The 16,373-nt window shown below is 72.1% G+C and carries 15 protein-coding genes; 7 read left to right on the top strand and 8 right to left on the bottom strand.

Features of this window, described 5'->3' with window-relative positions:
- The first annotated feature begins 5 nt into the window (after nucleotides 1-5).
- The 3 genes from AB0B50_RS02515 (at nucleotide 6) to AB0B50_RS02505 (ending at nucleotide 3,119) form a co-directional block, all read left to right on the top strand.
- Complete coding sequence (locus AB0B50_RS02515) at nucleotides 6-491, top strand: hypothetical protein (protein WP_362324277.1); 486 nt, start codon at nucleotides 6-8, stop codon at nucleotides 489-491.
- The gene (locus AB0B50_RS02510) at nucleotides 425-2,386 is read left to right on the top strand and encodes a LuxR family transcriptional regulator (protein WP_362324274.1); all 1,962 of its coding nucleotides are present in this window, start codon (nucleotides 425-427) and stop codon (nucleotides 2,384-2,386) included. The genes AB0B50_RS02515 and AB0B50_RS02510 overlap by 67 nt, the downstream gene beginning before the upstream one ends.
- Before the next feature lie 139 nt (nucleotides 2,387-2,525).
- Nucleotides 2,526-3,119, top strand: coding sequence for a barstar family protein (locus AB0B50_RS02505; protein ID WP_362324271.1), 594 nt, complete (start codon nucleotides 2,526-2,528; stop codon nucleotides 3,117-3,119).
- A gap of 19 nt (nucleotides 3,120-3,138) precedes the next feature.
- On the opposite strand, the gene AB0B50_RS02500 is transcribed toward AB0B50_RS02505, so the two are convergent.
- The 3 genes from AB0B50_RS02500 to AB0B50_RS02490 all read right to left on the bottom strand — a co-directional run bounded on the left by AB0B50_RS02500 (nucleotide 3,139) and on the right by AB0B50_RS02490 (nucleotide 5,862).
- Nucleotides 3,139-4,086: an aminoglycoside phosphotransferase family protein gene (locus tag AB0B50_RS02500; RefSeq protein WP_362324268.1), complete on the bottom strand. Its 948-nt coding sequence runs from the start codon at nucleotides 4,084-4,086 to the stop codon at nucleotides 3,139-3,141.
- A gap of 79 nt (nucleotides 4,087-4,165) precedes the next feature.
- Entirely contained in the window at nucleotides 4,166-4,516 is a 351-nt protein-coding gene (locus AB0B50_RS02495) for a hypothetical protein (RefSeq protein ID WP_362324265.1), read from the bottom strand.
- Between the two features lie 83 nt (nucleotides 4,517-4,599).
- Nucleotides 4,600-5,862: a YbiU family protein gene (locus AB0B50_RS02490; RefSeq protein WP_362324262.1), complete on the bottom strand. Its 1,263-nt coding sequence runs from the start codon at nucleotides 5,860-5,862 to the stop codon at nucleotides 4,600-4,602.
- Between the two features lie 343 nt (nucleotides 5,863-6,205).
- Here AB0B50_RS02490 and AB0B50_RS02485 point away from each other — a divergent pair, with 343 nt between their 5' ends.
- Together AB0B50_RS02485 and AB0B50_RS02480 are read left to right on the top strand one after the other, a co-directional pair.
- Nucleotides 6,206-7,393, top strand: coding sequence for an ROK family transcriptional regulator (locus AB0B50_RS02485; protein WP_362324260.1), 1,188 nt, complete (start codon nucleotides 6,206-6,208; stop codon nucleotides 7,391-7,393).
- A gap of 8 nt (nucleotides 7,394-7,401) precedes the next feature.
- Nucleotides 7,402-9,030, top strand: a complete 1,629-nt coding sequence (locus AB0B50_RS02480) for a helix-turn-helix domain-containing protein (RefSeq protein ID WP_362324257.1) — start codon at nucleotides 7,402-7,404, stop codon at nucleotides 9,028-9,030.
- Here the strand turns inward: AB0B50_RS02480 and menC are convergent.
- The 3 genes from menC to AB0B50_RS02465 all read right to left on the bottom strand — a co-directional run bounded on the left by menC (nucleotide 9,020) and on the right by AB0B50_RS02465 (nucleotide 12,152).
- On the bottom strand, nucleotides 9,020-10,120 hold the full coding sequence (gene menC, locus AB0B50_RS02475; protein ID WP_362324254.1) for an o-succinylbenzoate synthase: 1,101 nt from the start codon (nucleotides 10,118-10,120) through the stop codon (nucleotides 9,020-9,022). The genes AB0B50_RS02480 and menC overlap by 11 nt on opposite strands.
- Before the next feature lie 107 nt (nucleotides 10,121-10,227).
- Complete coding sequence (locus AB0B50_RS02470) at nucleotides 10,228-11,043, bottom strand: GNAT family N-acetyltransferase (protein WP_362324251.1); 816 nt, start codon at nucleotides 11,041-11,043, stop codon at nucleotides 10,228-10,230.
- Nucleotides 11,040-12,152 carry a M20 family metallopeptidase gene (locus AB0B50_RS02465; protein ID WP_362325053.1) on the bottom strand — a complete coding sequence of 371 codons (1,113 nt, stop codon included), beginning with the start codon at nucleotides 12,150-12,152 and terminating at the stop codon, nucleotides 11,040-11,042. The genes AB0B50_RS02470 and AB0B50_RS02465 overlap by 4 nt, the downstream gene beginning before the upstream one ends.
- Before the next feature lie 238 nt (nucleotides 12,153-12,390).
- On the opposite strand from AB0B50_RS02465, the gene AB0B50_RS02460 reads away from it, so the two are divergent.
- Together AB0B50_RS02460 and AB0B50_RS02455 are read left to right on the top strand one after the other, a co-directional pair.
- Nucleotides 12,391-12,837, top strand: a complete 447-nt coding sequence (locus AB0B50_RS02460) for a nuclear transport factor 2 family protein (protein WP_362324248.1) — start codon at nucleotides 12,391-12,393, stop codon at nucleotides 12,835-12,837.
- Nucleotides 12,838-12,919: 82 nt separating this feature from the next.
- On the top strand, nucleotides 12,920-13,615 hold the full coding sequence (locus AB0B50_RS02455; protein ID WP_362324245.1) for an alpha/beta hydrolase: 696 nt from the start codon (nucleotides 12,920-12,922) through the stop codon (nucleotides 13,613-13,615).
- Between the two features lie 27 nt (nucleotides 13,616-13,642).
- On the opposite strand, the gene AB0B50_RS02450 is transcribed toward AB0B50_RS02455, so the two are convergent.
- Together AB0B50_RS02450 and AB0B50_RS02445 are read right to left on the bottom strand one after the other, a co-directional pair.
- The gene (locus AB0B50_RS02450; RefSeq protein ID WP_362324242.1) at nucleotides 13,643-14,833 is read right to left on the bottom strand and encodes a serine hydrolase domain-containing protein; all 1,191 of its coding nucleotides are present in this window, start codon (nucleotides 14,831-14,833) and stop codon (nucleotides 13,643-13,645) included.
- Between the two features lie 501 nt (nucleotides 14,834-15,334).
- Entirely contained in the window at nucleotides 15,335-16,303 is a 969-nt protein-coding gene (locus AB0B50_RS02445; RefSeq protein ID WP_362324239.1) for a maleylpyruvate isomerase family mycothiol-dependent enzyme, read from the bottom strand.
- Between the last annotated feature and the right edge of the window lie 70 nt (nucleotides 16,304-16,373).

The following is a 16,373-nucleotide window of genomic DNA, read 5'->3' as shown; positions in this document are numbered from 1 at the left end:
TTGCTGTGCTGCCCCTCCTCGCCGATCTGGCCGAGGAGCAGCCTCTGTTGTGCGTCGTCGACGACGCGCACTGGCTCGACAAGGCGTCCGCCGAGGCGCTGCTCTTCGCCGCGCGGCGGCTGGATGCCGAGGGGGTGGTGATGCTGTTCGCCGCCCGTGACACCTACGCGCCGCCGTTCCCCGCTCCGGGCCTCGACGAGCTGCGTGTCGGCGCGCTGTCCGAGGCGGCGGCCAGGGACCTGCTGGCCGAGCACGCAGCCGATCTGCCGCAGCATGCGCACGTACAGATCCTCGACGAGGCGGCGGGCAACCCCCTGGCGCTGCGTGAACTGCCCGTGGCGCAGCGGGAGGGGCAGTTCACGACGCGACGCCGATCAGCGGGCACGCGCGCGTGCAGCAGACGTTCACCGACCGCATCTCGGGCTTGCCCGCTCCCACCCGCACCCTGCTTCTCGTCGCCGCGGCGGAGGCCACCGACGACCTCGCGGTGATCGTGTCCGCGGCGTCCGAACTGGACGCGGCGGTCGCCGACCTGGGCCCCGCCGAGCGCAAGGACCTGGTCAGGGTCGCCGATGGACGGCTGGTGTTCCGGCACCCGCTGATCCGCTCGGCCGCGTACCAGAGCGCGCCGATCGGCGAACGCCTCGCCGCGCACCGGGCCCTGGCGCACGCGCTGCCGCGCGTGGGGAACGTCGACCGGCGCGCCTGGCATCTGGCGGCGGCCACCACGGAACCCGACGAGTACGTCGCCGCCGTCCTGGAGGAGACCTCGGAGCACGCACGCGCGCGTGGCGGCTACACGGCCGCGGCCTGCGAGCGCGCGGCGCGGCTGAGCCCCGACTCCCGGGACCGCGCCCGCCGTCTCGCGCTGGCCGCGCACGCCGCGGCCGCCGCCGGGGAGACCCGTCGCGCCGCCGAGCTCGCCACGCGCGCCGCCCCGCACATCACCGATCCGCCACGCCGGGCCGAGCTGGCGAAGGTACGGGCGGCCGTCGCCCGCGAGCAGGGCCTGCTCGAAGCGTCGTACACCCTGCTCGGCGAGGGAGCCGCCGAGGTCGCGGCGACGGCGCCGGACACCGCGGCGTTCATGCTGTACGAGGCGGTGACCGCCGCCTGGCTGGGCGGTCAGCACGCCGCGGTGTCCGAACTGACCGGCAGGCACGCGGGGTTGGAGCTGCCGCGCCGCGCGGACACCACGCCCTTCATCGACGCCGCTCTGCCCCTGGAGCGCCTGGCCGGGAACGACCCCAAGGCGGCACTGCCCGCACTGCGCGACCTCATCGTGGGCCTTGACGACCGGCACGCGGGCCTCGACCTGCGCGAGCGGCTCTCGATCGCCGCGTGGGCGTTCTCGACGGGCGACCTGGAGACCGGGCACGGGCACCTCGCGGCGCTGGAGCGCGAATGCCGCTCGCAGGGCGCGATCGGCATGCTGCCGCTGACCCTGATGCTGCTCGCCCGTTCGCACACCTTCCTCGGCCGTCACCGCGACGCCCACGCCGCCGCGTCGGAGGGGCTGCGCGTGGCCGAGGACGTCGACCAGCTGCCGTACGCCGACCAACTCCGGGGCATCCTCGCCCACTTGGCGGCCGTCGAGGGCGACGAGGAGCGCTGCAAGGAGCTCGCGGGCCGCCACGGCGCGCACACCTCGCCACCTCGCTTGGTGTGGGGCATGTGCGCGCTGAGCCTCCTGGACCTGGGGCTCGGCCGTCCCGATGCCGCGCTGCGGCGGTACGAGGAGCTTTTGACAGGCCCGTCACGGCACGCCGTCAAGATCCTCTACAGCCTGCCGGACCTCGTCGAGGCTGCCGCCCGCACCGGCGCGACGGCCCGCGCCGCCGAGGCCCTCGCCCGCTACGAGACCTGGGCCGACGCCACCGGCCAGGCCTGGGCCGAGGCGCTCGTCCTGCGCTGCCGGGCGCTGCTCGCCCCCGAGGAGCAGGCCGGTGACCTGTACGAGCGCGCGCTGCTCCGGCACCAGGTCGGCGGCCGTCCCTTCGAGCGGGCCCGCACCGAGCTGCTGCACGGCGAGTGGCTGCGCAGGGCGGGCCGCCGGGCCGAGGCGCGCGCACCGCTGCGCGGCGCGGCCGACGCCTTCGAGGCCCTGAAAGCCGGGCCGTGGGCGGAGCGGGCGCGCGCCGAACTCCGGGCCACCGGCGAGTCCCGCCCGGCGGCAGCCCCCTCGGGCGACCGCTTCAGCACGCTCACCCCGCAGGAGCTGCAGGTGGTGCGCCTGGCGGCGACGGGCCTGACCAATCGCGACATCGGCGCCCAGCTGTTCCTGAGCCCGCGCACGGTCGGCTATCACCTCTACAACGCCTATCCGAAGCTGGGCGTGGCGTCGCTCGGTGAACTGGCGCGCCTGGGCGTGGAGTTGCCCGCCTGATCCGCCTTCGCCTCCGTCGGGCCCTGGCCGTCGAGAGCGCCGAGCGGGTGCTCGATGGCCGCCCTCACTGCTCATGGCCAGGACCCCACACCGGAAGCCCAAGCACTGCGCTCACGCCGGGAGCCCAAGCGCTGCGCTCATGGCAGCTCATGACACGATCCTCGACATGCGCAAGCGCCCCACCCTCACCGAGCGCCGGTCCCCCTGGGTCGTCTTCGCCCGCCGTGACGCCCCGTGGCTGCGCGCGGAGTCCGCCGGCCTCCGGGAGCGGGGTGGGCGGGTGGTCCGGCTGGACGGCCGTGAACTACGTGACCCGAAGGCTCTGTTCGCGGCCTTCGCCCAGGCGTTGTCCTTTCCCGGTTACTTCGGCCACAACTGGGACGCACTCGTGGACTGTCTGCACGACCTGCACGGCCACGAGGTCGGCGCGCGGGACGTCGCCGTCCTCATCGAGCACGCCGACGCCACGCTCGGCGGCGATCCCGAACTCCTGGGGCTGTTCGTCTCGGTCCTCTGCCAGGCCGCCTGGCACGCCAACCTTCAGCTCGACGCCGATGGGATACCGCACCAGGACAGGGACCCCTTCACCCTGCACTTCGTGTTCCTCCTGCACGACCTCGCTCCCGCCGCCTTCGCCGAGGCGGCCGCGCGCGGTTCCGACGTGCAAGTGAGCCTGGGGCAGGGTTACTTGGCGGCGACGCTCACCGGGGACGACTGGCCGGATCGCAATTGACAGGGAGACCGGCCCGGTCTCAGCTGAAGCGGTCGTGGTCCGCCAGGACGGCGTCGATGACACGCCGGTTGGTCTCCGCCCGTTCCTCGTCCGTGTCGATGTGCTCGGACAGGACGAGCAGCGCCTTCCACAGGGCCCAGCCCCGGGCGCGCGCCCAGGCGCCCTCGTCCTGGTCGACCGCCCGGCGGAACGCCTCGCGGCTCTCGCCGTCGAACATCCCCCATGCGGCTACCAGATCGCAGGCGGGGTCGCCGACGCCCGATGTGCCGAAGTCGATGACCGCCGTGAGCTTGCCGCCCTCGACCAGCAGGTTGCCGGGTGCGATGTCGCCGTGGAACCACACCGGGGTGCCGTCCCATTCCGCGGCCAGCGCGGCGTCCCACACGGCCGCCGCCCGCTCGGTGTCGACGCGGCCGTCGAGCGCGCGCAGGCAGCGGCGGGTCTCTTCGTCGTAGTACGCGGGGGACGTCCCGCGGTACCAGCTGTGCTCCCCGGCCGACGGCCCGCCCTCCGTGTCGCAGCGCTGCAGCGCGTGCAGGAAGTCGGCCACCGACACCGCGAACTGCGTCATGTCGTCGATGTGCCCCCGCATGGCCGTCTCGCCCGCCAACCAGCCGCGCACGGACCACGGATAGGGGTACCCCTCCCCCGGCTCGCCCTTCGCGAGGACCGGCGGGACCGCGACGGGCAGCGAGGGCGCGAGGCGCGGCAGCCAGTCGTTCTCCTTGGCCACCGCGGGGACGTATCCGGCGGCTGTGGGGAGCCGGACCGTCTTGTCGTCGCCCAGGCGGTAGGTCCGGTTGTCCCAGCCGTCGACCTCCACCGGCGTCACGGACAGCTCGCTCCACTGCGGGAACTGCGCGGCGAGCAGGCGTCTGACCAGAGCGGCGTCGATGCCGGCACGGCCGTCGGGGCCGACGCGGCTGCCGGGTGCGAGGGGGTCGCGAGGGGAGGGGGTCGAAGCCATTCGGCGATCATCGCGCCGGGACGCCCGCCCCGGCAACGTGATTTCGGGGCCGCCCGATGAAGGCTTCGGGTCACCCCGTTCAGAGCCAGCGCTCAGCCGACTCCAGGGTGTCCCCGACGCCCGTGTTGAACGCGATGGCCGCCTGAGGCGCATGACGGCGGGTCAGGTTCAGGATGCGCTCGAAGAGCTGCAGGAGCGGCTCCGCCTTGCGGATCCCTCCCCCGACGACCACCACGTCCCACGGACGCCTGGTCGGCGCCGCGACGAGCGTCGGTTCCGCCTTCTCGTCGAACACGACCACCGCGGAATCGACGTCGACGCCGCGCTCGGCGAAACGGGCCAACTCCTTGTCGAACGCCTCGTTGATGGCCTTGGCGTCATTGCCGGGCAGGGCCTCGGGGTCGTAACCGATCACCAGTACGGAAGACATGCGGGCAAGATTGACAACGGCGCCGGTGACGTCCGACCGGCTGCCCGGGAGCGGCAGCCTCGGAGTCGACGATGCTCCCGGGCTCAGAGGCCGAGTTGCGCCCGCCCCGTCGCGTCCAGGTCCGCCGGCTGCGCGCGGTCGGCCCACGACGCCTCGTAGTCCTCGCGGGCGAAGTCGCTCGGGCTCGCACCCTCCAGGAAGCGCTCGCCGCACTCGCGCGCGTACGCCGCGTTCTTCTCGCAGTACGGGCTCGCCGGGATGTACATGACGTTCCCCCAGCGCTCGGGGTTGCTGCCGTCGGCCACGGAGTGGATGAGGTCGCCGTGCCACCACACCGTGTCGCCGGGCTCCACCGCGGGGATCGCCGTCAGCGCGGGCAGCAGGACCGAGTGGTACTCCTCGGTGACCGGCAGCGCCTGGCCGTTGACGGCGCCACACAAGTCGTCCTCGGCGACGTCGTCCTGCAGGGCGCGCAGCAGCATGTACGCCATCGCCGAGGGGATGGGCACGACGTGCAGGACGCCGTCGGTGGGCCGCATCTCGGACAGCGCGGTCCAGCCCTGGAACGTACGGAACGCCGAGCACATGACCGTCGAGGGGAACTCGTCGACCTCCGTGCGGTGGGCTCCGTCCCACGGGTCGTACGCGCTCCAGTCACCGTCGAAGACATGGCGGAAGACCCGCTGGTAGGCAGGGAGCAGCCAGCGCTCGACGGAGCCCGAGTCGGTGTGCGCGGACAGACCGAGCGAGGCGGATCCGGGCTCGCGGCGCCGGATGCGGTCGGGGTAGCCGGTGTCGCGGTCCGGGTCGAACCACACCCGGCCCTCGGACTCGTGCTTCCAGAAGGAGTTGAGGAAGGAGCGCACGGCGCTCATGTTCCGGTCCTGGCGGGCCCGCATCTGCGGCTTTGACCAGTAGACGGGGTAGATCTGCGGCTTGCTGGAGGAGAGGCCGGCGAAGACGTCGTCGGCGGGGCCTCGATAGGTCCGCGCGAAGCCGTTGTCGTCCAGGTACGCGGCGAGTTCGGCGTCCCAGGCCTCGGCGCGGGCGCGCGGAAAGGTGCCCTTGACTACGGCGCAGCCCCGGCGGCGCACGGCCTCGACGGTCTCGGCGGGGACGGTGCCTGCCGCGACGTCCTCGAACCGCACCACAGGGAAGACCTCCCGGCCCGCCTCGCGGTCGGCGACGACGGAGGCGACCTCGGCGCGCATCGCGGCCTCGACCTCGGTGAGGGCCGCGGCCGGATCACCGATCCTGGCGCGCAGCGCGCGCTTGGTGGCGGCGATGGCGGCCGGGATGTCGGCGGGTATCGGGGAGGTCGCCTTGGCGGGCGCGGGCGCGGGCATGGACGCGGACGCTGGCGCGAACGCGGGCGCTGGCGTGCCGGGCATCGCGGCGGACCTGGGACCGGGGGTTTCCACGGACCTGCGACCGGGGGTCGCCGCGGACGCCACCCCCGGCTTCCCCGGGGACTCCGAACCCGAAGTCCCCGGGGAGACCGTCCCTGGGATCCCCGCCACGGACTGCGAGTCCGAAGTCCCCGCGGACTCCGCCCCGTGCGTCGCCGCAGACGTCGCCCCTGCCTCGGTCGTGGATGCCATGTGCCTGCCTCCAGTTTTTAATAAGGAGTCCTTACTAGAACCATTGATACGCTGCCGAAGCCCTCGCCGCAACCCCCTGGGAACCCTGTTGACCGACGCCGCCGAAGCCGCCGCCCGCCCCGGCGACAAGCCCCTGCCGCGCCTCGCGCTGCTCCGCGAGATGACCGACCGCACCGTCCTCGAGCAGGTCTTCGACCAGGGCCGCGTCACCCGCGCGGCGCTCGCCGAGACCACCGGCATCTCCAAGCCGACGATCTCCGAGTCGGTGCGCCGCCTGGAGTCCTCGGGCGTCCTGCGCGCGAGCGGCAGCAACGAGACAGGCCGCCGCGGCCGGGTCGCGACGTACTACACGCTCGCGCCCGACGCGGGCCACGTCCTGGCCGTCGAGGTCAACCAGCACGGCGTCCGCACCCTCTCCGCGGACCTCGCCGGTAACCCGCACGGCACCGCGCGCCTGACCACACCGACGGCCGAGGGCACCGAAGCGCTCGCCGACGCGCTGCGCACGGCGGTCGCGCAGGCGCTCCGGGACCGCGCGGACGACGGCGCGCTGCGTGCCCTCGCCGTGTCCGTGGCGAACCCGGTGGCCCCGCAGACCCGCACGGTCATCGCGCTGCCGGACTCGCCGTTCCCCGAGAACACCCTCGACCCGCGCACCGTCCTCGCCGAACTCGCCCCGGCTCCCTGCCTGGTGGACAACGACGTCAACTTCGCCGCCCTCGCCGAGCGGCGCGCGGGGGCCGCGGCGGACACGCACAGCTTCCTGTACGCCTACATCGGCGCGGGGCTCGGTCTCAGCCTCTACGTCGGCGACCAGCTGATCCGCGGCGCGCACGGCCTCGCGGGCGAGATCGGCTACCTCAACACGGCGGGCACCAACCCCCCGCTCTCCCTCTCCAACGCCCTGGCCCGCCAAGGCTTCGGCCGCCCCGGCAGCCCGGCGCTGGACGTCGGCGTCGTCACCGAGCACCTCGCCCGCGCCGCGTCCGGCGACACGGCGGCCCGCGCGGCCGTGGACTCCCTGTCCAACGCGCTGGGGCAGGCCCTGGCCGCGGCCTGCACGGTCGTCGACCCCGAACTGGTCCTTCTGGGCGGCCCGTTGGGCGGCCTGCCGGAACTCCTGGAGCCGATCCGCGCGACGGTGGCGGGCGCGGCCTTCGTCCCCGTCCGCATCGAGCTCGGCACCGTCACGGACTCCCCCGGGCTCCGGGGCGCGCTCCTCGCGGCCGTGGAGGCCGGGCGTGCCGGGGTCCTCGCGTCCCAGCCGAGCCGGTGATCAACGACATGCCATGGGCAGCCCGCACGAGTCTCGGCCGCATCCTCGATGACCTGGGCCCCACGCTGCTCGACCTCGTGCACGGCAGCCCGGAGCCCGCGGACGAGGTCGGCGGCGTCGTCATCCATGACCCCGGGGACGACATCGCGTACCCGCCGCATGCCGTCGTGCTCGGCGTCGCCGTCTACGGCACGAAGGCGATCGCCGACCTGCTGCACGGTCTGCGCGAGCAGGGTGCCGCCGCCCTGGTGGTGCGGGGTCCCGTCGCGCCGGACGAGGTGCTCGCCGAGGCGTCGGCGGCCTCCGGCGTGGCTCTCATCGCCCTGACACAAGGCGCATCCTGGTCCCAACTGACGGCGCTCCTGCGGACGTTGCTCACCGAGGGCGGCGTCGGCGACGCGGGCCCCGAGTCGCTGGGCGGCGTCCCGTCCGGCGATCTGTTCGCGCTGGCCAACGCCGTCGCGACGCTGCTCGACGCGCCGATCACGATCGAGGACCGGCGGCACCGGATCATGGCGTTCTCCGGACGGCAGGACGAGGCGGACCAGGCGCGTGTCGCCACCGTGCTCGCGCGCCAGGTGCCCGACGGATATCTCCGCGTCCTGGAGGGCCGGGGCGTCTTCGGCGAGCTGTACCGCAGCGACCGCCCCGTGCACATCGCCCCGGCCACGATCGACGAGGGCGAGACGGCCCTGCCGAGGGTGGCCGTCGCGGTGCGCGCCGGGGACGAGTTCCTGGGGTCGGTGTGGGCCGCGGTGAAGGATCCGCTGACGCCCGACCGCGAGCAGGCGTTCCAGGACGCGGCCAAGCTCGTCGCCCTGCACCTGCTGCGGCACCGCGCGGGCGAGGACGCGCAGAACCGGCTGCGGGCCGACCTCGTGAGCACCGTACTGGAGGGCGGGGCGGGGGCGGCCGAGGCCCTGGACCGGCTGGGGCTCGTGCACGAGTCCACGGTGGTGATGGCCATGGGTCTGACCGCGCAGGACGGGGACCACGCGCAGGTGGTGGCCGAACGGCAGCGGCTGACCAGCGCGTTGGGCATCCACCTCGACGCGGTGCAGCCCCGCTCCGCGCTCGCGCTCCTCGGCGACGTCACCTACGCCATCGTGCCGGTACCGGCGGACACCGCGGCCGGGCGCGAGCGGGCGGAGCAGATCGCGGCCAACTTCATGGAACGTGCCGGGCAGCGGGCCCGAGCGGTCATCGGCATCGGCTCGGTGGCGGCCGAACCCGCGGAGCTCGGACGCTCACGCGCCCGGTCCGACCGGGCCCTGCGAGTCCTGCTCAGCGGCCGGACCGGCCGCCGGATCGCGTCGATCGGCGACGTCTACATCGACGCGCTGCTCCTGGAGATGCAGGACCTGGTGGCCGTGCACGGCGACGAACTCCTCAGCCCCGTGGCCCGGTTGGTGGAGTACGACGCGAAGCACCAGGCCCATCTGGTGCGGACACTGCACGCGTGGCTGGACGCCTTCGGCGACGTCATGACCGCGTCGGCGAACTCCTACGTCCACCCGAACACCTTCCGCTACCGCCTTCGCCGGGTGAGCGAGGTGGGGCAGATCGACCTGCAGGACCCCTCGGTCCGCTTCGCGCTCATGCTCCAACTGAGCCTGATGGGCGACGCTACACCTTGATCCACTCCTTGGCCGTGGTCACCTCTTCCAGCACCTCGGCGAGCGGCTCGACACCGAGCCCCGCCCCGGTGGGCACGTCGAGGTGGCCGTCCGCGAGCTCGAACGGCTCGGTGACGTCCGTGGCGAAGTAGCGGCGCGAACCGGAGGTGTCGCCGGGCAGGGTGAAGCCGGGCAGCGCGGCAAGGGCGACGTTCGCGGCGCGGCCGAGGCCGGTCTCCAGCATGCCGCCGCACCACACCGGGACGCCGTGGGCCACGCACAGGTCGTGGATGGCCTTGGCCTCCAGATAGCCGCCCACCCGGCCCGGCTTGATGTTGATGACCGACGCGGCGCCCAGCGTGATGGCCGCGGCGGCGTCCTCGGCGGACTCGATCGACTCGTCCAGACAGACGGGCGTACGCAGTTGCTTGGCGAGCGCGGCGTGCTGGACGAGGTCGTCGTCGGCCAGCGGCTGCTCGATCAGGAGCAGGTCGAAGGCATCGAGCTTGGCCAGCTGCCGGGCGTCGGCCAGGGTGTAGGCGGCGTTGGCGTCGATCTGGAGGAGCAGGTCGTCACCGAACCGCTCCCGCACGGCGCGGACCGGGGCGACGTCCCAGCCCGGCTCGATCTTGAGCTTGATGCGGACGTACCCCTCGTCGATGAACCCGCCGACCGTGTCGAGGAGTTCGGGGATCGAGTCCATGATGCCGACCGAGACCCCGCAGGCCACCCGCTCGCGTTCGGCCCCGAGGTACGCCCCGAAGGACTGCTCCGCGGAGCGGAGTTGGGCGTCGAGGACGGCGGTCTCCAGCGCCGCCTTGGCCATCTTGTGGCCCTTGAACGGCTTCATGGCGCGCTTGACCCCGTGCGCGTCCGCGTCGGCGGGCAGCGCGGGGATGAGGAAGCGGCGCAGCACGTCGGCCGCCCCGTCGACGTACTCGGAGCAGTAGCGGGGTTCGGACATGGCCACGCACTCGCCCCACCCCTCGCTCTCGGGCGTGACCACGCGTACGAGCAGGACGTCGCGGGCGGTCTCGACGCCGAAGGAGGTCCTGAACGGCGCCCGCAGCGGCATCGCGATCCGGCGCAGCTCGATTCCGGTGATTTTCACGGTGGTTGACTCCTGGAGAAGGGAGAAGGGAGAAGGGACGAAGGGGAGAAGTGGGAACGGGAGAGGGGAGAACGAGAGAAGGCGGGGGCCATCCGGGCAGGGCAGGGTCACTCGGAGGTGTCGCGCGTGACGACATAGCGGGCGCGGTCGTGGAACCCCGTGACGCGGGCCCCCTCGGCGAGAAGACCGCCGAGGACCTCGCGCAGGGCGAGGCGCCACGCCTTGGCGGCCCCCGGGTCGGCGCGACGCAACCCCTCGATGTCGGGCGGGACGTCGACCAGCAGCGTCCGGGCGTCACTGCGGCCGGCGGCCGGGAGGACAATCGGGAGACCGTCCCGTACGGACAGGGCGGTCACGGCGTCGGACGGTACGGACACGGGCGGGGCGGCCGAGGCCGCGGCGGCCACCACCGCCGGATGGGACAGCTCCCACGAGATCAGGGCACGGTCGCTGTCGTCGCCACCGTTGATCTCGTCGTCCATGGCTCCGTAGAAGCTGGTGAGGTACTCCACCGGGCGTCCGCCGAGCTTGGTCAGGTTGAAGTGGGCGTTGCGCCGCACCAGCGGGTCGTAGGTCCACGTGACCGTGGAAAGGCCGCGGGCCAGGGCCCAGTCGCGCTGATGCCACTTGAGGGCGAGGCCCGCGCCGAAGCCGGGCAGGGCCCCGGTGACGTGCGAGTGCAGCGCGTGTCCCGCGGGAGCCGCGAAGAAGGCGACGGACGCGCCGACCAGGCTGCCGTCCGCGAAGGCCCCCGCGACATAGTTGCCGGCGTGGGAGAGCGCCCGCATCTGCTCGACGCCCATCGGGGAGGCGCCGGGCGCGGAGCCCCAGATGCGCTCGAACAGGGCGTTGACGCCCTCCAGTTCGCGCAGCTCGTGCACCTCGCGGACGTCGAGGGCGGCGTGGGTGGGGCGGGTACTCATGAGGCGTCCTCCTTCGCCGGAGCGACGACCAGAGCCACCAGGGCCGCGAGGAGCCGAGCACGGGGGACCATCTCCGCGACGATCACATGTTCGTGGTCCGCGTGGGCTCCGCCGCCGACCGCGCCGAGGCCGTCCAGGGTCGGGCAGCCGAGCCCTGCCGTGATGTTGCCGTCGGAGGCCCCGCCGACCGCCGCCGAAGAGAGGGCCTCCAGGCCCAGCTGTCGACCCAGGACGCGAGCCCGCTCGAACAGCTCGGCGGACGAACTCTCTTCCAAGGGCGGCCGGTTGGGACCGCCGCGCACCTCCAGGCTCGCTCCGGGCACCGTCGTCTTCAACGCCCGCATCGCCGTGTCCACGTGATCCTGTGCCGCGAGAGTCGGCACGCGGACGTCGACGCTGACCCTGGCCTCGGCGGGCACCGTGTTGGTCGCCGAACCGGCACCGACCACCGTGGGGACCACGGTGGTGCGCCAGTCGTGCCGGGCGCCGGAGTCGACCTCGTCGGCAAGACCCTCCAGGGCGAGGATCAGATGCGCCGCCTCGACGGCGGCGTTGATCCCCTTCTCCGGCTCGAGGCCGGAGTGGGCCGCCTTGCCGTGCACTACCAGCTCGTAGGCGGAGGTGCCCTTTCGGGCGGTCTTCAGCGCGCCGCCGTCCGCCGACGCCTCAAGGACGAAGGTGGCATCGCACTGCCGCGCGGACTCCTCGATGAGGGCCCGCGACGTCTCGGAGCCGACCTCCTCGTCGCCGGTCACCAGGACGCGGATCCCCTCCAGGGAGGGCAGCGAAGCCAGGGCGTGGAACATCTGCACGAGACCGGCCTTCATGTCGAAGACACCCGGGCCGCGCGCCACGCCGTCCCGCACCGACCACGGATGAGTGGCCAGCGACCCCATGGGCCACACCGTGTCGTGGTGCCCGAGGAGGAGCACCCGTGGTGTGCCGAACGTCCATCGCAGATGCGTGACGCCGTCGACGACGATGCGTTCGGGCGGGGCCCCGAGGTGCCGGGTCCCCTGCGCGGCCACGACGTCAGCGCTGCGCGCCACCGCCTCCAGGTCCGCCGAGAAGGACTCGCACACCACGAGTTCCTCCAGGTCGGCGAGCATCGCGGCACGGCTGTGCAGATCTTCGGTCACCTTCGACTCCTCCCGAGCGACATGGCATCGACGCTATGGGAGAGCGGAGGCGGCGTGTTCGTACTGTTCACCCAAGATCGGCGGGCGGCTCCGTAGCGCGCTACGAACCCCGATGCCGAGGTGGCCGTTCACGGAAATCGCACGCCCACCAACCACTCTGTGCTGACATGGACTTCCGTGTCCGCGTCCGTATCCAGGGGGGACTGGCATGTCCAGAACGCCGCAGGAGATCTTCCAGAGCTACATCTACGCGGGTTCCCTGACCCGGAACGCCGACGCCCTGGCCGAGCAGTTCACCGAGGACGGCGTCTTCGAGGCGCCGCTCGTGCCGGACGGCGCCGTCTTCCCCAGGAGGCTGGTGGGGCGCGAGGAGATCCGCGCCGCCATGGCGGCGTACTACGAGCGGCAGGCGAAGGACGACGACCGCAAGCCCAACCTCCAGAAGTCCGGGTACGTGCTGCACACCACCGCCGACCCCGACGTGTTCATCGCCGAGATCGACACGGTCTTCGACGGAGCGGAGGGCGCGGACGGGAAGCAGGGCGAGAACGGGAAGAGCGAGGACGTGACCGTCTCGCTGGTGCAGATCTTCCGCGTCCGGGACGGGAAGATCGCTCGGCTCCGGGACTACTTCGCACCCGAGGTCGTGGGCTGATCACAGTCCCGGTCGCGTCCGGGGCGGCACCCGCATACCGTGTTCGCGAGGGGGTCCCCCTCGAACGAAATGGCAGGTCACCATGGTCGGCAAGCCCGCAGTTGTTCTGGTGCACGGTTTCTGGGGCGGAGCCGCCCACTGGTCGAAGGTCGTCGTCGAACTGCACAGGCGCGGTTTCACCGATCTGCACGCGGTGGAGAACCCCCTGACGTCCCTGGCCGACGACGCCGAGCGCACCCGCAAAATGGTCGCGCAGGTCGATGGCCCCGTACTGCTGGTCGGCCACTCCTACGGCGGCGCGGTGATCACCGAGGCCGGCGATCTGCCGAACGTCGCCGGTCTCGTCTACGTCGCCGCGTTCGCCCCGGACGCGGGCGAGAGCCCGGGGCAGCTCAGCCAGGAGACCCCGCCCGCCGCGTTCGAGAACATCGCGCCGGACTCCGACGGCTACCTCTGGGTCGAGCAGGACAAGTTCCACGAGAGCTTCTGTCAGGACCTGCCCGCGGACGAAGCGCTGGTCATGGCCGTCACGCAGAAGGCACCGCTGGGCTCGACCTTCGGCGACAGCGTGACCGCGCCGGCCTGGCGGACCAAGCCGTCCTGGTACCAGGTCTCCACCCAGGACCGCATGATCCACCCGGACAACGAGCGCCGCATGGCACAGCGCATCAACCCCCGCAAGACGATCGAGCTCGACGCGGGTCACGCCTCTCTGGCCTCCCGGCCGGGCGAGGTGACCGACCTCATCGAGTCGGCGGCGAACGACCTCGCGGGCTGAGCGGAGCGCCTCAGCGGACCCGCCCGCTCACTTCTTCCGGCACAGGGCGTCGTCGACGAGTTGCTCGGTGCGCTTGTCCCGGTCCTCCTGGGCCAGGTTGGTCGAGCGCATCACGATGACGCCCTTCTTGCCCTTGTCGACGAAGCCGTTGGCGTTCAGATGGCCCAGGGTGGTCCCGCCGTGGCCCCAATAGCCGCCTCCGCAGCTGAGCTTCGTACGGAAGATGCCGAGCCCGTACTCCTCCTTGGTCTCCGTGTCGCCCTCTTCGCGGGCCGGCACCGTCTTCTGCATCTGCGCCAGCAGCTTCGGCGCGAGCAGTTTGCCGCCGAGCAGGCTCTGCCAGAACCGCGCGAGGTCGTTCGGGGTGGTGACGAGATCGCCCGCCGCGCCGCCCCAGGTCATGCTCACCTCGGTGCTGTCGACGATCCGGCCACCGGGCTTGAACTGCTGATAACTCTGGGCGTACGGCTGAGGAAGGCCGGTGCGCCTGCCCGAGGAGAACGTGTGCCTGAGGCCGAGGGGTTCGATGATCCGGGCGCGGACCTCGTCGCTCCAGTGACGGCCCGTCACCTTTTCGATGATCATCCCGGCGAGGATGTAGCCGGTGTTGGAGTAGCCCCACCCCTTGCCGGGCTCGAAGAGGGGGCGGTTACGCAGGGCCAGGTCAACCAGTTCGCGCGGCTCGTAGGCGTCGAGGCGGTGCTTCTGGAAGCTCTCCTCGTCGAAGACGGGCAGGCTCCCGTCGTAGTCGGGCAGGCCGCTGGTGTGCTGCAGCAACTGCCGTACGGTGATGCGCTTTCCGTCGTTGCCGTTGCCCTCGACCACGCCCGGCAGCCACCGGTCGACCTTGTCGTCGAGGCGTATGCGGCCCTCGCCGACCAGTTGCAGCATCACGGTCGACACGAAGGTCTTGGTGTTGCTGCCCATGCGGAAGTAGCCCTGGCGCGGCATCGGCCGGTCGGTGCCGAGTTCGGCGGTGCCGCTGCGCAAGGAGGTGCGTGCGCGTCCGTTCACCAAGGTGGCCTCGGCGCCGACCACTCCCTCTTTGACGATGTCGTCCAAGCTCCGTTGGAAATCCGTCCCGCTGCGGCCGGTTGCTCCGCGACCGGCATCGGCGGCCGATGCGGTCGACAACGGCATGGCCAGTGTCGCCGTGACGGCGACGGCCGTCAGCGAACCCAGGGCGGCTTTGCGCAGGGAGTCTCTCGGCTGCGTCATGGTGGGTGCCTCACATCGCTCGAAGAGGATCGACGGGTGTGCCCGTCACAAGATCGATTCACCCACGGGAGAGCTGCACCCGACCATGACGGAGCCCCCCTGACATGAGGTGCGGAAAACCCCACCCCCACAGGGGGGCTGCCTTGAAGACCCTCCCCTTCGTGAATTGCGCATGCCGCAACTCACCATTTCTTGGTTACATAGGACGCAACTAACAATTCCCTAAAAGGAGTTAAGGCGGATTTCTTGATTCAGGTATTGCGCCATACCCGCCACATAGGCCTGGTCTTTTCGTGATCGACCATCGATCGACTTCTTCGGCAGATGCCCCGGCTTTCCATGCTCTACCTCTACCTGCTCTACCTGCTCTACGCGCTTTCTCCGCCTTCCTGTCCGAACAGGCCCTTGGGGGAGTAAGTCCATGAGCAAGTCCGACCCTCGGCGCCACTTCAAGCGCAGTTCCCGGTTCGCCGTACGCAGCGGTGGGTCGGCGGGCCGTCCTCACCTCCGCAGCCAGGCGCCCGCACCTTGGATCCAGTCGGTGAACAGGGCCTCGTCGCCCAGGACTTCGATGCCGTCGGCCGGGGTCGGGGTGCGGCGCCGGTAGAGGAGGAGCAGCAGATCCGCGAGCGGTCCGCGGACCGCCGCCGTCGCCTTCTTGTGGGCGTGGCTCCAGGTGCTGGGGGCCTCGGAGAGGTCGATCAGCCACTCGCCCGTACCCTCCGGGGCGTCCGTGGCGTGGAAGTGGATCGAGCGGCCGGGGCCGAGCAGCGCGGCGTACTCGGCCTCGGACGGGAAGGCCTGCGGCAGGGTGCTGAGCCAGATCCACTCGTCGAGGCCGTCGATCGCGACGTCCGCGTCGAGGGTGTACGTCGCGCCGACCGCGGCGGTCGCGTCGAAGCGGTGGACGACGGTCTCGTACGTCATGCGGCGCGCCCAGAAGGCCGGGTTGCCGCCCGGCGCCACGGTCCACACCCGGACGTCCGGGTCCGTCGACCGCAGCGTCTCCGCGAACCGGGCGGCGCCGTCGGTCAGCCAGGCGGACAGCGAGTCGATGTCGTCGTCCGCCTCCGGCGTGACGTCGTTGACCTGCTCGTCGGGCACGGGTTCGGTGGCCTGCGTCCGTACGATCGTCTCGGCCCAGCGGTGCGTTCCGCCGACGTGGCGCAGCAGGTGGGCAAGGGTCCAGCCGGGGCACCCCGGCACGGGGGCCGAGGCATCCGCACCCTTGACCGTGGCGGTCAACTGGGCGGTCTGGTCGACGATTCGGGCGGCATAGCGTTCGTGGACGGGGCTCGGGCTCGGATGCGTCATGCCGTCACGGTAGTTCACGGACTGCAGGATGCTGGGTACGAACCAGGGGCTGCTGAGCACGGAGGGCAGGCCGCTGCCGCTCGCGCCGTTCGCCGCCCCTTCAGCGGCGGCCCCTCTGTCCGTCGTGTCCTCGGTGCTCGGCTCTGTGGCGGTCATGTCGTCCTTCGCTGTCGCTGTCGCTGCCGCTTGCTCTCGTTGCCGCGGGGCCGCGCTCGTGGCCCCGCGG

This window comes from Streptomyces sp. NPDC041068, assembly GCF_040647455.1.
In the GTDB taxonomy this organism is placed as follows: Bacteria; Actinomycetota; Actinomycetes; order Streptomycetales; family Streptomycetaceae; genus Streptomyces.
Note: the sequence above shows the minus strand (reverse complement) of the source record. Positions and strands in the feature narration are given on the sequence as shown.

Excerpts from the sequence above, each read along its gene's own strand:
- AB0B50_RS02495 (WP_362324265.1), bottom strand. The coding sequence starts at position 4,516 with ATGTCTTCCGTACTGGTGATCGGTTACGACCCCGAGGCCCTGCCCGGC.
- AB0B50_RS02465 (WP_362325053.1), bottom strand. The coding sequence starts at position 12,152 with ATGCTCGCCGACCTGGAGGAACTCGTGGTGTGCGAGTCCTTCTCGGCG.
- AB0B50_RS02450 (WP_362324242.1), bottom strand. The coding sequence starts at position 14,833 with ATGACGCAGCCGAGAGACTCCCTGCGCAAAGCCGCCCTGGGTTCGCTG.
- AB0B50_RS02470 (WP_362324251.1), bottom strand. The coding sequence starts at position 11,043 with ATGAGTACCCGCCCCACCCACGCCGCCCTCGACGTCCGCGAGGTGCAC.
- AB0B50_RS02505 (WP_362324271.1), top strand. The coding sequence starts at position 2,526 with ATGGCAGCTCATGACACGATCCTCGACATGCGCAAGCGCCCCACCCTC.
- AB0B50_RS02500 (WP_362324268.1), bottom strand. The coding sequence starts at position 4,086 with ATGGCTTCGACCCCCTCCCCTCGCGACCCCCTCGCACCCGGCAGCCGC.
- AB0B50_RS02460 (WP_362324248.1), top strand. The coding sequence starts at position 12,391 with ATGTCCAGAACGCCGCAGGAGATCTTCCAGAGCTACATCTACGCGGGT.
- AB0B50_RS02480 (WP_362324257.1), top strand. The coding sequence starts at position 7,402 with ATGCCATGGGCAGCCCGCACGAGTCTCGGCCGCATCCTCGATGACCTG.
- AB0B50_RS02490 (WP_362324262.1), bottom strand. The coding sequence starts at position 5,862 with ATGCCCGCGCCCGCGCCCGCCAAGGCGACCTCCCCGATACCCGCCGAC.
- AB0B50_RS02445 (WP_362324239.1), bottom strand. The coding sequence starts at position 16,303 with ATGACCGCCACAGAGCCGAGCACCGAGGACACGACGGACAGAGGGGCC.
- AB0B50_RS02455 (WP_362324245.1), top strand. The coding sequence starts at position 12,920 with ATGGTCGGCAAGCCCGCAGTTGTTCTGGTGCACGGTTTCTGGGGCGGA.